Source organism: Rhodoplanes sp. Z2-YC6860 (assembly GCF_001579845.1).
GTDB lineage: Bacteria > Pseudomonadota > Alphaproteobacteria > Rhizobiales > Xanthobacteraceae > Z2-YC6860.
In genome coordinates this window covers 3,800,668-3,813,962 of record NZ_CP007440.1, presented here as the reverse complement: position 1 = coordinate 3,813,962, position 13,295 = coordinate 3,800,668, and the positions used below count along the sequence as shown (strand labels likewise).

Annotated in this window: 11 protein-coding genes and 1 pseudogene; 3 read left to right on the top strand and 9 right to left on the bottom strand. The window is 62.9% G+C overall.

The genetic code is table 11. The features are described 5' to 3' along the window. Positions 1–3: 3 nt before the first annotated feature. The 5 genes from RHPLAN_RS17540 to RHPLAN_RS17520 all read right to left on the bottom strand — a co-directional run bounded on the left by RHPLAN_RS17540 (position 4) and on the right by RHPLAN_RS17520 (position 5,435). Complete coding sequence (locus RHPLAN_RS17540) at positions 4–930, bottom strand: AAA family ATPase (RefSeq protein ID WP_442971821.1); 927 nt, start codon at positions 928–930, stop codon at positions 4–6. Positions 931–1,081: 151 nt separating this feature from the next. Beyond that, positions 1,082–1,879 (bottom strand): FAD binding domain-containing protein, encoded by a 798-nt coding sequence (locus tag RHPLAN_RS17535; protein ID WP_068020303.1) that lies wholly within the window; start codon positions 1,877–1,879, stop codon positions 1,082–1,084. 18 nt (positions 1,880–1,897) lie between these two features. Next, the gene (locus RHPLAN_RS17530; protein ID WP_068020299.1) at positions 1,898–4,276 is read right to left on the bottom strand and encodes a xanthine dehydrogenase family protein molybdopterin-binding subunit; all 2,379 of its coding nucleotides are present in this window, start codon (positions 4,274–4,276) and stop codon (positions 1,898–1,900) included. Positions 4,277–4,331: 55 nt separating this feature from the next. Continuing rightward, positions 4,332–4,814, bottom strand: coding sequence for a (2Fe-2S)-binding protein (locus RHPLAN_RS17525; RefSeq protein ID WP_068020297.1), 483 nt, complete (start codon positions 4,812–4,814; stop codon positions 4,332–4,334). Between the two features lie 177 nt (positions 4,815–4,991). Continuing rightward, entirely contained in the window at positions 4,992–5,435 is a 444-nt protein-coding gene (locus RHPLAN_RS17520) for an SRPBCC family protein (RefSeq protein ID WP_068020295.1), read from the bottom strand. Between the two features lie 235 nt (positions 5,436–5,670). On the opposite strand from RHPLAN_RS17520, the pseudogene pcaB reads away from it, so the two are divergent. Continuing rightward, positions 5,671–6,999 (top strand): annotated as a pseudogene (gene pcaB / locus RHPLAN_RS17515) (3-carboxy-cis,cis-muconate cycloisomerase); the annotation flags it as partial. Positions 7,000–7,484: 485 nt separating this feature from the next. Here the strand turns inward: pcaB and RHPLAN_RS17510 are convergent. The 4 genes from RHPLAN_RS17510 to RHPLAN_RS17495 form a co-directional block, all read right to left on the bottom strand. After that, entirely contained in the window at positions 7,485–8,546 is a 1,062-nt protein-coding gene (locus RHPLAN_RS17510; protein WP_084245092.1) for a DODA-type extradiol aromatic ring-opening family dioxygenase, read from the bottom strand. A gap of 89 nt (positions 8,547–8,635) precedes the next feature. Then, a complete protein-coding gene (locus tag RHPLAN_RS17505) occupies positions 8,636–9,604 on the bottom strand; it encodes a Bug family tripartite tricarboxylate transporter substrate binding protein (protein ID WP_084245090.1) in 969 nt (322 codons plus the stop codon). Positions 9,605–9,731: 127 nt separating this feature from the next. After that, positions 9,732–10,244 carry an aromatic-ring-hydroxylating dioxygenase subunit beta gene (locus RHPLAN_RS17500; RefSeq protein ID WP_084245088.1) on the bottom strand — a complete coding sequence of 171 codons (513 nt, stop codon included), beginning with the start codon at positions 10,242–10,244 and terminating at the stop codon, positions 9,732–9,734. Continuing rightward, positions 10,244–11,548 carry an aromatic ring-hydroxylating dioxygenase subunit alpha gene (locus RHPLAN_RS17495; protein WP_198165015.1) on the bottom strand — a complete coding sequence of 435 codons (1,305 nt, stop codon included), beginning with the start codon at positions 11,546–11,548 and terminating at the stop codon, positions 10,244–10,246. Before RHPLAN_RS17495 ends, RHPLAN_RS17500 begins: the two co-directional genes overlap by 1 nt. Before the next feature lie 110 nt (positions 11,549–11,658). Here RHPLAN_RS17495 and RHPLAN_RS17490 point away from each other — a divergent pair, with 110 nt between their 5' ends. After that, positions 11,659–12,438, top strand: a complete 780-nt coding sequence (locus tag RHPLAN_RS17490) for a FadR/GntR family transcriptional regulator (RefSeq protein WP_068020286.1) — start codon at positions 11,659–11,661, stop codon at positions 12,436–12,438. 64 nt (positions 12,439–12,502) lie between these two features. Further along, positions 12,503–13,285, top strand: a complete 783-nt coding sequence (pcaD, locus tag RHPLAN_RS17485) for a 3-oxoadipate enol-lactonase (protein ID WP_084245084.1) — start codon at positions 12,503–12,505, stop codon at positions 13,283–13,285. Positions 13,286–13,295: the final 10 nt, after the last annotated feature.

The window sequence follows — 13,295 nt, the reverse complement described above, 5'->3', positions numbered from 1 at the left end:
CGCCTACTCCGCCGCGCGCAGCTCCGCCTGGACCTGATCGAGCAGCTCCTTGACCTTGCCGCCCTCGAGCTTCGCGATGTCGTCCTGATACTTCAGCAGCACGCCGAGCGTGTCGGACACCGTGGCGGGATCGAGCGCGACGGCATCAAGCTCGGTGAGTGCGGTCGCCCAGTCGAGCGTCTCGGCGACGCCGGGCGACTTGAACAGGTCCTGCTTGCGCAGCGCCTGCACGAAGCCCACCACCTGCTCGGAGAGTTTCTTGCCGACGCCCGGCACCTTCGTCCGCACGATCTCGAGCTCGCGCGTCGCCGACGGATAGCCGACCCAATGATAAAGACAGCGGCGCTTCAGCGCGTCGTGAATTTCACGCGTGCGGTTGGAGGTGATGATCACGATCGGCGGATGCGCGGACTTCACGGTGCCGAGCTCCGGGATGGTGACCTGATAATCGGCCAGCACTTCGAGCAGGAACGCCTCGAAGGCCTCGTCGCTGCGATCAAGCTCGTCGATCAGGAGCACCGGCGCGCCAGCCGGGTCCGGCTCCAACGCCTGCAGGAGCGGACGCTTGATCAGGAAACGCTCGGAGAAAACGTCGCTCTGGATGCGCTCGCGATCGGCCTCGCCTTCGGCTTCGGCGGCACGAATCGCAATCATCTGCGCGGCGTAGTTCCACTCATAGACGGCGGAGGCGACGTCGAGCCCCTCGTAGCACTGCAAGCGGATCAGCCGTCGCCCCAGGGTCTCGGACAGGACCTTGGCGATTTCGGTCTTGCCGACGCCGGCCTCGCCTTCGAGAAAGATCGGCCGGCCCATCTTCAGCGCCAAAAACAGCACGGTCGAGAGCGACCGGTCAGCAAGATAATTGGCGCCAGCGAGCAGCTTGAGGGTGGCGTCGATGGATTCAGGAACGGGCTTTGTCTTGGAGGTCATGCTGGTCATCTATAGCCCGTAGGCGCCTCGCTTGTCGCGGCAAACCGGGGCTGTTCTGCCATGCAGCCTAAATGCCGATGCCCGGCCCTTTGGGACCGGGCACCGCCAGTTCGGGTGCGTACAGCTTAGATAGGCCGCTTCGGCCGGAACGCTACTGCGCCGCGGCCAAGGCCCGGCGCGCCATCACGCCGACGAGGTGGGCGCGGTACTCGGCGCTGCCGTGGATGTCCGAGTTCATGCCGTCCGCCGGGATGGTCATGCCTTCGATCGACTTCGGAGAGAACCGCTTCTTCAGGGCCTCCTCGAAGCTCGTGACGCGGAACACGCCGTTCGAGCCGGCGCCGGTGACCGCGACCCGGATCTCCGACGAACGCTTGGATACGAACACGCCAACCAGCGCGAAGCCTGAGGCCGGGTGCTTGAATTTCTGGTACGCGGCCTTCTTGGCCAGCGGGAAGCTCACCTTGGTGATGATCTCGTCGGGCTCGAGCGCGGTGTCGAACATGCCCTTGAAGTAATCGTCAGCCGCGATCTTGCGCTTGTTGGTGACGATGGTGGCGCCGAGGCCGAGCGCCGCAGCCGGATAGTCGGCGTTCGGGTCGTTGTTGGCGAGCGAACCGCCGATCGTGCCACGATGACGCACCGCCGGATCGCCGATCATGCCGGCGAGTTCGGCCAGCGCCGGCAATGCTTCTTTCACCACCGGCGAATTCGCCACTTCGACGTGGCGCGTCATTGCACCGATGTCGAGCGAGCGGCCCTTGAGCTCGATGGTGTTGAGGCCTTCGATGCGGCCAAGATCGAGGAGCTGGCTGTGCTTGGCGAGGCGAAGCTTCATCGCCGGCAGCAGCGAATGCCCGCCCGCGAGGATTTTCGCTTCGCCGTCCTTGGCCAGCATGTTCCCTGCCTGCCGGACCGAGGTCGGGCGCACGTACTTGAATTCATACATCGTAGGCTCCTTGTAATCCTATTCTGCTGCTTGTTGCATCTTCGCGGCCTTGCGGATCGCCGCCCAGACAGCCTGGGGGGTCGCCGGCATGGCCAAATCTTCGGTGCCGATCGCGTCGGTGATGGCGTTGATCACGGCGGCCGGCGCCGCGATCGCGCCCGCCTCGCCGCAGCCCTTGATACCGAGCGGGTTCGACGGACATCGGGTCGTGGTGGTGCCGACCTTGAGATCGGGAAGGTTCTCGGCCTTGGGCATCGAGTAGTCCATGAACGAGCCGGACACGAGCTGCCCGTCCTTGTCGTAAACCGCGCCTTCGAGCAGCGCCTGGCCGACACCCTGCGCTACGCCGCCATGCACCTGGCCTTCGACGATCATCGGATTGATCACGGTGCCGAAGTCATCGATCGCGGTCCAGCCCGCGATGTCGACGTGGCCGGTGTCGGGATCGATCTCGACCTCGCAGATGTGACAGCCCGCCGGAAAGGTAAAGTTCGTCGGGTCGTAGAACGCGCCTTCTTTCAGCCCGGGCTCGAGCTGCGCGCCGGTGAACTTGTGCGCGACGTAGGCATTCAGCGTCACGTCGCCCCAGCCGACCGCTTTGTCGGTGCCGGCGACGGTGAACTTGCCGTCCTTGAATTCGATGTCGCCTTCGGCCGCCTCCATCATGAAGGCCGCGACCTTCTTGGCCTTGACCTCGACCTTGTCGAGCGCTTTGACGATCGCCGACATGCCGACCGCGCCGGAGCGCGAGCCATAGGTGCCCATGCCGAACTGCACCTTGTCGGTGTCGCCATGCACCACGCTCACGGTTTCGATCGGAATGCCGAGACGATCCGAAACCAATTGCGCAAACGTCGTCTCGTGGCCCTGGCCGTGGCTGTGCGAGCCGGTCAGCACCTCGACCGAGCCGGTCGGGTTGACCCGCACCTCGGCCGATTCCCACAAGCCGACGCCCGCACCGAGCGAACCAACCGCCTGGGACGGCGCAATGCCGCAGGCTTCGATATAGGTGGAATAGCCGATGCCGCGGAGCTTTCCGTTGCGCGCGCTGTCGCGCTTGCGCTTGCCGAAGCCTTTGACGTCAGCGGTGTCCATCGCCTTCTTCAACGACGCCTGATAGTCGCCGGCGTCGTAGGTCATGATCACCGGTGTCTGGTGCGGGAACGACCGGATGAAGTTCTTCTTGCGCAGGTCGGCCGGGTCGAGCCCGAGCTCACGCGCACCGACTTCGACCAGCCGCTCGACCACGAAGGTCGCCTCCGGCCGCCCTGCCCCGCGATAGGCATCGACCGGCACGGTGTTGGTGTAGACCGCATCGACCTCGCAATAGATCGCCGGGATGTCGTACTGGCCCGACAGCAGCGTCGCGTAAAGATACGTCGGCACCGACGACGAGAAGGTCGACATGTAGGCGCCGAGATTGGCCGTGGTCTTGACCTTCAGCCCGACAATCTTGCCGTCGTCGCCGAACGCCATCTCGGCATGCGTGACATGGTCGCGGCCATGCGCGTCGGCGAGGAACGCCTCCGAGCGGTCGCAGGTCCATTTCACCGGGCGGCCGACCTTCTTGGCGGCCCAGAGGCACACGACCTCTTCTGGATAGATGAAAATCTTGGAGCCGAAGCCGCCGCCGACATCGGGCGCGATGACGCGGAGCTTGTGCTCCGGGGCCATGCCGACGAACGCCGCGATCACCAGGCGCGCGACATGCGGATTCTGCGAGGTGTTCCACAGCGTGAAATTCTGCGTGCCGCTGTCGTATTCGCCGATGGCGACGCGCGGCTCCATCGCGTTGGGCACGAGCCGATTGTTGACGATATCGAGCTTGGTGACGTGCTTCGCAGACTTGATCGCGGCGTCCGCGGCTTTCGCGTCGCCGATGTGCCACTGATAGATCGTGTTGTTCGGCGCGACCTCGTGGATCTGCGTTCCACGTTGCGCCTTGGCCGGATCGGTCACCGCCGGCAGCACCTCGTAGTCGACCTTGACCTGCTCGGCGGCGTCGCGCGCCTGCGCCAAGGTCTCGGCGACCACCACCGCCACCGGGTCCCCGACGTAACAGGCCTTGTTCGCAGCGATTGCCGGATGGGGCGCCATCTTCATCGGCGAGCCATCCTTGGAATGGATCATCCAGCCGCAGATCAGATTGCCGATCTTGTCGTTCGCAAGCTGCGCCCCGGTGAGCACCGCGAGCACGCCCGGCATCGCAGCTGCGGCTTTGATGTCCACATTCCTGATCCTGGCGTGGGCATGCGGCGAGCGCACGAACAAGGCGCGCGCCTCGCCGGGCCGGCTGATGTCGTCGGTGTACTGGCCCTTGCCGGTGATGAAGCGCAAATCTTCCTTGCGACGCACCGCTGCGCCGATGCCGGTCGCAGTCGTGTTCTGTGCTGTCATGGCCTTCCTCCCCGAGCTGAGCCTGGACGGAAGTTCTAGGAAGTTTCTGGAACGACTAAGCCGGCGTTCCCTTCATGGCCTTCGCGCCGGCCGCGATCGCCTTCACGATGTTATGGTAGCCGGTGCAACGGCAAATGTTGCCTTCGAGCTCCTGGCGGATGGTGTGCTCGTCGAGCTCGTTGCCCTTGCGGCGGACCATGTCCACCGCGGTCATCACCATGCCGGGGGTACAGAAGCCACACTGCAGGCCATGGTTCTCGCGGAACGCCTCCTGCATCGGATGCAGGGGGCCGTCCGGCGCGGCGAGGCCTTCGATGGTCAGCACCGTGCCGCCGTCGGCCTGCAAGGCAAGCGTGGTGCACGATTTGGTGGCAATGCCGTTGAGGTGGACCACGCAGCAGCCGCACTGCGAGGTGTCGCAGCCGACATGGGTGCCCGTCAGCCGCAGATTCTCGCGCAGAAACTGGACCAGGAGCGTGCGGGGATCGACGTCCGCGGTGACGGCTTTGCCGTTCACCGTCATGGATACGGCGGGCATGGTGTCCTCCTCAATTCCAGGCCCAACGGCCCTTTTTCCGTGCCGGACTTGCGATCCGGAACACAAACCAGTGCGAAACTGAACGTTTTTGGCTCATTTTGCCGTTTGGAACAAGAGCAACTTGAACCTTGGGCACCCGGCGGGTCAAGCGTCCAGCCGCGTTAAACGGGGGGCGGGCTACTTCACCGCAGCGGCAAATTTGGCGAAGAAGTCGTCGGCGAGCTTTTTAGCCGCACCGTTGACCAGGCGCTGCCCGAGCTGGGCGAGCTTGCCGCCGATCTGCGCCTCAACGTTGTAGGTGAGCAGCGTGCCACCGTCCTTGTCGCTGAGCGAAACGGTCGCACCGCCCTTGGCGAAACCCGCGATGCCGCCATCGCCCTCACCGGAAATCTTGTAGCCGTTCGGGGGATCGAGGTCGGTGAGCCGCACCTTGCCTTTGAAACGGGCCTTCACCGGCCCGATCTTGTTGGTGGCGACCGCCGAAAACTCGTTTTCGCCGGTGACGTCGAGGGTCTCACAGCCCGGGATGCAGGCCTTCAGGGTTGCCGGATCGTTGAGCGCAGCCCAGACCTTCTCACGCGGAGCGGTCAGTTGCTGCTCGCCGGACATCGTCATCGCCATCGGTGCATCTCCAAATTAGGCCAATACGCCTCGAAATCGCCAGAGCTGTGGAATTAAGCCCTGAAAACGGTTCTGAAAAGGGCGTTTACGCATAACATCCCAAGCAGTTCTGCCGGCAGGGATTGGCGACGCTCTCTGCCGGAGCTAATTGTCACTGGACTTGGGGCCCTATGGGCGGGGCCAAATTGCAGGGACCGACACCCTCGTGACCGATCCACTGCCGACCGACGGCCTTCTGATTTCGTCCCAGCTGACGACGCCGCTCTATGCCAGCGCCGCGATGCGGGCGCTGTTGAGCGACCGGGCGCGGCTGCAGCGAATGCTTGATTTCGAGGCCGCTCTGGCGCGGGCCGAGGCCGCAGTCGGCGTGATCCCGGCGGCCGCCATCACTGAGATCGGCGAGGCCTGCAAGGCCGACCATTACAACATCAACCGGCTGGTCGAAGCCGCGATCCCGACCGGCAATCTGGCCATGGCGGTGGTGACCGCGCTGACCAACGAGGTGGCGCGGAAAAATCCCCAGGCCGCAGGCTTCGTGCATTGGGGCGCGACCAGCCAGGACGTGATCGACACAGCGCTCGCGCTCGAGCTGCGCGCGGCGATGGACGCGCTGCTCCTCGATCTCGATGTCGCGATCAAAGGCTTCAACGCGCTCGCCGGCCGCCACCGCCGGACCCTCTCTGTCGCGCGCACCTTGATGCAACAGGCGCTGCCGATGCCGTTCGGGCTCAAGCTCGCGGGCTATGGGGCAGCTCTGGCGCGGTCGCGTGAACGGCTGTCGCGACTGCGTCGTGAGGCGCTCGCTCTGCAATTCGGCGGCGCTGCCGGCACGCTCGCAGCGCTCGGCGACAAGGGTTTCGGGGTGGCGGAACGGCTTGCCGCGCTTCTCGACCTGCCGTTGCCCGACGGACCATGGCACGCGCATCGCGACCGCTTTGCCGAGATCGCCTCGGCGTTCGCGATCCTCGCCGGCACCTGCGGCAAGATCGCGGGCGACGTTGCGCTGTTGATGCAGACCGAGGTCGGCGAGGCCTTCGAGCCCGCCGAAAGCGGCCGCGGCGGCTCCTCGACCATGCCTCACAAACGCAACCCGATGGGCGCTGTCGCGGCACTGTCGGCCGCGACCATCGCGCCGAATCTCACCGCGACGCTGCTCGCCGCGCAGGTGCAGCAGCACGAGCGCGGGCTCGGCGGCTGGCAGACCGAGTGGATGACGCTGCCCACGCTTGCACTCGTGACGTCGGGTGCGCTCGCGGCAGTTGCCGATATCGCCGAAGGTCTGGTGGTCGACGTCGACCGGCTGCGCGCCAATCTCGACGAGAGCGGCGGACAGATCATGGCTGAAGCGGTGTCGTTCGCGCTCGCCGACAAGCTGGGCCGCCACGAGGCGCACCGGCTCGTACAGGAGCTGAGCGATCAGGCCTTCAAAGAAAAGCGGCCGCTGAAAGAGCTGCTGCTGGGCAATCTCCGAGCCAAAAGCATCATGAGCAGCGCCGAAATCGAGAAGCTGTTCATCCCGCTGACCTATCAGGGCTCGGCCCAGGTGTTTATCGATCGCCTCGTGATGGCCAGTTCGACACGGGGGCCGCGCCGCCCCGAGCCGCCGCGCGTCGATTTCAAGCCCGAGCCAAAGGCCGACAACTGGCAAGACATCCGGATGGTCGAGCCACGCCTTCCCAGCGCGCCGCAGCTTCGGTCGCCTGCCGAGAGCGAGCCGCCGCGCGCGGAGATCGCTCCGGCCTCGGCTCTGGCTCCGGCGCCATCACCGCCCGCCCCACCGCCTGACCTCGATCAGACGGCGACGCCGGCCGAGCCGCCAGTCGCAGCGCAAGAAATCACCGCCTTGAAGATCACAGCGGCCGACCGCATCGAACCGCCGGCCGAGCACGTCGCGCCTCCCGCACCTCCTGCACCGCCACCGCCACCACCACCACCACCACCACCACCACCGAAAGACGACGCACCCGGCGCGTTCATGGATCTGCTGGCACGGAGCGAGCCCGAGGCCCCTGCCCCGGGCAATGGCAAGAAGCCGTCCTGATCGACCGGCTACGTGCGACGCAACCTCTTGATTTGCATATCGGCGAGGAACGGCACCAGCGGGTGGGCTCCCATCGATGTGATGGTCGGCATATCGAGGGATATCAGCGCAACGCGTTGCGCTGCATCGAGCTTGAACTGGTCCGCATAGGACTCGGGGCTGGAGACGTATTGAATTCGTTTGGCCTCGTCGTGAGCCAACCCATGCAGCGCCGATATCAATTCGACAAGCTCCGGCTTGGTCTCCGGATAGTGCGGTTGTGACGCGCTCGCTGCGACATTGGACGTCCAGCCGAGCGAAGCATAGTTATGGTGCCAACTGGGATTCAGCGACACCACGTCCGGCTTTCTTTCACCGAGCGCACCTGCGGCGCAGGCCCAGCAGCGCAATTCGATATTCCCGGTTTCGTCCAGTTCGGCCTCATCATAACCGATCAACGATTTGAGATTGCCGGCGGCCAGCTTCTCCAGGACCTTCTTGTCCCAGGCAAGCTCGGGGTTTGAATACCGATCGGTGCCGGGAAAGTGCGACATGCCGCCGCTGGACAGGATGACGGTCTTGAGCCCCATCGCGGTAACGCCGCGCGCGACAGCCTGACCGAACGAGTAGCATCGCTCCATCGTCGGCTGTGGCGGCAGATAGGCGTTGACGTAGATCGGCAGCACGGGATCGGTCAGCCCGATGTGCGTGAGCGGGATACCGATCGCGTAGTCGATCTTGGCGGTGGACGAGAACGCCGGGTCGAAGTTCTGCCGGTAAAGTTCGCGGACCAGAGCAAAGCCGATCTCACTTGGAATGTTCCAGTGAAACTTCCGTCCGGCGAATTCACCGCTGGCCTCGCCGCCGACATGGATGGTGAAAGGCGGAGCGGCGTTGTGGAAAAATTGCTCGGCGTGATCGTTGGAGAAGATGATCCAAAGGTCCGGCTTGAGAGCCTTCAGCCTGTCGCCAATATCTTTCGCGACCTTCTGAACCTCGGCAATAACCGACTTGTCTTCGGTATCCGGCTGCGTGAAGAACTGGGGTGCGTGGGGCAACATGGCCCCGCCAACGACGGTTGACGTCATCATCGATCTTCTCCTGTCACACAGTCCAAGTTCCGCACGGTCCAAGTCCCACACGATCCAAGCGTCATCCAGTCTACACGTGCCCGAATTCCCTATTCGTCTTTCCGAAAGGTTTTCGCAACAGGCGCCCAACGCGCCGTTTCATCTTCGAAGTATTTGGTGATCTCTTCGGGCGACATTCTTCGCAGATCGATTCCATCTTTCTGCATTCGCTGTTGGATGTCAGGCTGCTTCAAGGCGACGTCGACCTCACGATTGAGCGCGTCGACGATGCTGCGCGGCAGATTTTTTGGACCGGATAGTCCGAACCACGACCAAGACACCATGTCCGGATATCCGAGTTCCTTGAAGGTGGGAATCTCCGGGAATCCAGGCAGTCTTCGATCGGAGGACAGCGCAAGCGCCTTCAGCTTGTCTGCCCGAACCTGACTGGCCGCCGATGAGAACGTCACGGTTGCAATTTTCACGTGGCCCGCCAGCAGATCAATCATCGCCGGACCGCCGCCTTTGTACGGAATATGATTGAGCCGCAGCCCTTGTTTTGCCGCGAACTCTTCGCCAAACAAAAAGCCGTTGGTCCCGACACCAGAGGACGTGTAGTCCGTCGTCTCGTCGCGTCCTTTCAGATAGGCCAGAAACTCCGGCAGGCTATTGACCGGCAAGCCGGGGTTGATGACGAGTCCGACCGGCGAGCCGCCCAGATACGCGATGTGGGTGAAGTCGTTGACCCCGTCATATTGCGGCGCGCGGCTGAATGCCGGAGCAATGATGTGCGAGGCGTTGCCGGACATCACCAGCGTATAGCCATCCGGCGGCGCAACGGCCGCCATTCGCGAGCCGATCATGCCGCCTGCGCCGGGATGAGCCTCCACGTAAAACGGCTTGCCGAACACCGCAGAAAAATGATCAGCAATCGTCCTGCAGAGAATGTCGGCCGTGCCCCCTGCCGAAAAAGGCGTGATGATCTTGACCGGCTGGGTTGGCCACTCTTGCGCATGCAGGGACGGAGCTGCTGTCAGGACAGCCAGCACGAGACTTAGCTTGAGTAGACAGTTGCGCATTTTTCACTCGCTTGGTTGCGGCTTATCCCGGGCCGACACCGATGCAAGCAAATCCTAAGCCATCAGACTCCCGATCCCCTCCGAGCTGGCATTCGCGATGCCAACGGCAGGTGCTCGGATATGCCTGTCAGATCGGCACCGCAATAGCGTCAAAAGCAGAGTCGCAGTTGACCAGATTCACCCGCTTCTGAACGATCAAGAAACTCCCACCGTTCTGTCTCAATCGATGGTATTGCCGACCGGCGAACAGCCTTTGGTGATCTTCCCTGGACTCCACCATGATGACCGTGGAGCTGATGAGATATTCACCTTTGGTTTCGTCCGCTTCCTCGATCGCAGTGTTGCCGACGATGTGTGCCGTTCGCGACGGCGGCGTTTGAACGTGAATGCGCGGATGCTCCAATCGGTCGATCCGCGTTTTCATGAGCGTGCTGTCGTCATAGAACAATGACGCTTGATTGAACGGACTTTCCTGGTCCGGAACCGACGGCACCCAATAGGTGCCGTCTTCAGAAAACAAACCCATCCAATCGCGAAAGCGGCGTTCATCGAGCAGCTTTGCTTCATGAAACAGAAAAAGCTCGAACTCTTCCCGCCTGGCGGCAACCGCGGGCTTCACTTCACGAAGAGCGGATTCCATCAGGCGGCCTCCGCCATGTAGCCGAGCCAGGCCTTGTACTGCGCCCGCACCGCCAGTTCTTGTACCGCCGCGCCGCGCAAGGCGTTGCGCTCGCGATCCTGCTCTTCGGTTCCAAGCCCTCGCGAAATGTCGACCCATTCGGTCGCCCGGCTTTGCAGCCCCTTCTGCGCCCGAACGAACGATTCCACGTCGTCCGTCTGCACGAAGGACGCCGCCGAATGCGTCACGTTCAACAGACGCATGTTGGCGAAGTTCATCGCATCCGGGGCGCCCAGGAGGCGCACCGGATAGACGTTCACTTCCGTGCGATCGACGGAAATAGGCTTGATGACCCGAATGTGGATGTTCAAACCCATGATGGAAACGTTGGGATAGATCAGCGTGTTGTGCAGCCTCGGAGTGAGGATGTAGTCGGCCCGCTCCTGGCCGACCTTTTCGATCAGCACGCGCTTGTATTCGTCGAAGACCGGACTTGATCGCTTGCCCTCGTCGAGAATTGTATTGCTCGTCCAGCCGTGCCCGTTGCCGCTGACATAACCTTTGCGATCGCGCCACGACGTCGCCGTCTTGCTTTCGTCTTTCGCTTCGACCACCTCCGCGCCGGCCTTGTCGCCCTCGCGACGGGCAAACTGCACACCCTTCTTGTTGACCGTCGAAGCATGCCCGAACGGCACATGGTAGCTGTCGAGCACGTTCTCGACTTGAAGCTTCCAGTTTCCGTTATAGGCGTAACGGTGCATTCCAAGGTCGCATGCGAGCGCGCCGTCGGGGGCCCGATCCACCAGATCGTCGATGTTGTCCTTGATCGGACCGAGTTGGTCTTCGAAGCTCAGCCCTGTCGGCGACAAGCTCGCAAACACGAAACCGCGATACTCCTGCACGCGCGGCAGGCTCGGCAGATTGAAATCGCTCTTGCGGAAGCCTTCGGCGCAGCCTTCGGCCATCGGCACGCCGATCAGAGTGCCGTCGGTGTCGAAGGTCCAGCCGTGATAGAGGCACGTCAGGCGCGCCGCGTGCCCGCATCGCTCGTTGACGACCTTCGGACCCCGATGCGTACAGCGGTTGTAGAGGACACGCACCGTGCCATCGCGGTGCCGCGTCATGACGACCGGCTCGCGTCCGAGTTCGGTCGTGAAGTAGTCGCCAGGATTAGGGACCTGGCTGGTGTGGCCCACAAACAGCCAGGCCCGGCCGAACAGCCGCTCCATTTCGAGTTCGAATATCTCGGGATCGGTGTAGACCCGGCGATGGACCCGCCCGGGCTCAATTAGCTTTGCAACATCAGACGTTTGGTGTGAAAACATCGTTGTCTGCTCCTCTAACCGAGCCTGCCGATGCACCACGATGCACCTTTTCATGATTGTTATTTGCGGGTCCCCTCCGGGTCAAACGAAATTGTAGGATTGTCCTACAAATGAGCTACCGCCCTGCACCCATCAAGCGCGAGAGCGTCATCACCCGGGCGGCCCAGGAAATCTGCCGCTACATCGCCGATGAAAAGCTCAAGCCGGGCGAGACTTTGCCCACGGAGACACATTTTTCCCGGCTGTTCGGGGTAAGCCGGAACTCGATCCGCGAGGCGCTTCGGGTGGTCCACGGCCTCGGCATGATCGACAAACCTGCCGGCAGGAGAGTTGTGGTCACGGCCGCGACAAAGGGGGGCAGAGGTATTTTCGACGAAAGCGTCATCGTCGAAGCCGCGCCGCTTGCAAACATGGTGCGCTCACAGATCGCACAAAAGTGCGCCGAACTCGCCGCAGAGCGATTGACGAATGAAGAGTTGCGGCAACTGGACGACGCCTTTCAGACGCTTGAGCGCGCCATCCTCAAACATGATGCAGCTGCCGCACAAAGCGCCCACGATTCTTTTCACGGACTGCTGCTTGCAGGCGGGCGCAATCCGCTCCTGGTTGCCATGTTCAATCAGGCGCAACTCGCAAGACTGGCAAACGTGTCGTCGGCCGCCCAGCAAAGCTACGCTGACACGGTCCATCTCGAGCACCACCGGGCCCTGCTCCGCGCCCTGCATGACCGTGACGCGGAAGCGGCTCGCTCCGCAGTGCAGGAGCATTTCGAGAGTTTGGGTCTGATGTTGGGAGTCATGACCAAACCACGCGGAGTGCCCCTGAAACCTGCGGCGAAGAAAGAAATTTCCAGAAACGCCAACCGGCAATCGAAGACCAAAAAGGAATGATGCTAATCTCAACGCCGCTCGCCATTCCCACTGACTGCAACGAGAACTGAAAAGAGGACACGTTATGCCTACCGTGAATGCCAAGGACGGTTGCCCGATCAACTACCAGGTGGAGGGCCCGGCCGGCGCGCCGGTGCTGATGCTCTGCAATTCGCTCGGCACCGATCTGCACATGTGGGACGACCAGGCTGCCGAATGGGCGAAGCATTTCCGCCTGGTGCGCTATGACCGCCGCGGCCACGGCCAGTCCGGCGGGCCGAAGGGCCCGTACACCATGGATATGCTGGGCACCGATGCGCTCGCAGTGGCGGACGCTGCCGGCGCCAAGACCTTCAACTGGTGCGGCCTGTCGATGGGCGGCATGGTCGGCCAGTGGATGGGCGCGAACGCCCGCGACCGCGTCGGCAAGCTCGTTCTGTCGAACACGCACTACCACTACGCCGACAAGCAGCCGTGGAACGACCGCGTCAAATTCGCCCGCGACAACGGTCTCGAAAAGATGTCGGGTCCGATGATGGAGCGCTGGTTCACCAAGGAATTCCGCGAGCGCTCGAAGGACGCGGTCGCCAAGGTGGTGAAGATGTTCAACGGCACAAAGCTCGAAGGCTTTGTTGGCTGCAGCGAGGCGGTGCGCGACATGGACTTCAGCAAGTCGACGCCGACGATCACGGCACCCACGATGGTCATCGTCGGCAGCAAGGATCCGGCGACGCTGCCGGAGTACGGCCAGGAAATCGCCAAGATGATCAAGGGCGCGAAGGTCACCTCGCTGGATGCGGCGCACCTTTCAAACATCGAGCAGCCCAAGGCCTACACCGAAACGGTGCTGAACTTCTTGAAAGGCTAACGAAAGAGCA

Coding starts and splice junctions, on each gene's coding strand:
- RHPLAN_RS17535 (WP_068020303.1), bottom strand. CDS start 1,879: ATGTATGAATTCAAGTACGTGCGCCCGACCTCGGTCCGGCAGGCAGGG.
- RHPLAN_RS17525 (WP_068020297.1), bottom strand. CDS start 4,814: ATGCCCGCCGTATCCATGACGGTGAACGGCAAAGCCGTCACCGCGGAC.
- RHPLAN_RS17495 (WP_198165015.1), bottom strand. CDS start 11,548: ATGTTTTCACACCAAACGTCTGATGTTGCAAAGCTAATTGAGCCCGGG.
- RHPLAN_RS17510 (WP_084245092.1), bottom strand. CDS start 8,546: ATGATGACGTCAACCGTCGTTGGCGGGGCCATGTTGCCCCACGCACCC.
- RHPLAN_RS17530 (WP_068020299.1), bottom strand. CDS start 4,276: ATGACAGCACAGAACACGACTGCGACCGGCATCGGCGCAGCGGTGCGT.
- RHPLAN_RS17490 (WP_068020286.1), top strand. CDS start 11,659: ATGAGCTACCGCCCTGCACCCATCAAGCGCGAGAGCGTCATCACCCGG.
- RHPLAN_RS17500 (WP_084245088.1), bottom strand. CDS start 10,244: ATGGAATCCGCTCTTCGTGAAGTGAAGCCCGCGGTTGCCGCCAGGCGG.
- RHPLAN_RS17540 (WP_442971821.1), bottom strand. CDS start 930: ATGACCTCCAAGACAAAGCCCGTTCCTGAATCCATCGACGCCACCCTC.
- RHPLAN_RS17520 (WP_068020295.1), bottom strand. CDS start 5,435: ATGGCGATGACGATGTCCGGCGAGCAGCAACTGACCGCTCCGCGTGAG.
- RHPLAN_RS17505 (WP_084245090.1), bottom strand. CDS start 9,604: ATGCGCAACTGTCTACTCAAGCTAAGTCTCGTGCTGGCTGTCCTGACA.
- pcaD (WP_084245084.1), top strand. CDS start 12,503: ATGCCTACCGTGAATGCCAAGGACGGTTGCCCGATCAACTACCAGGTG.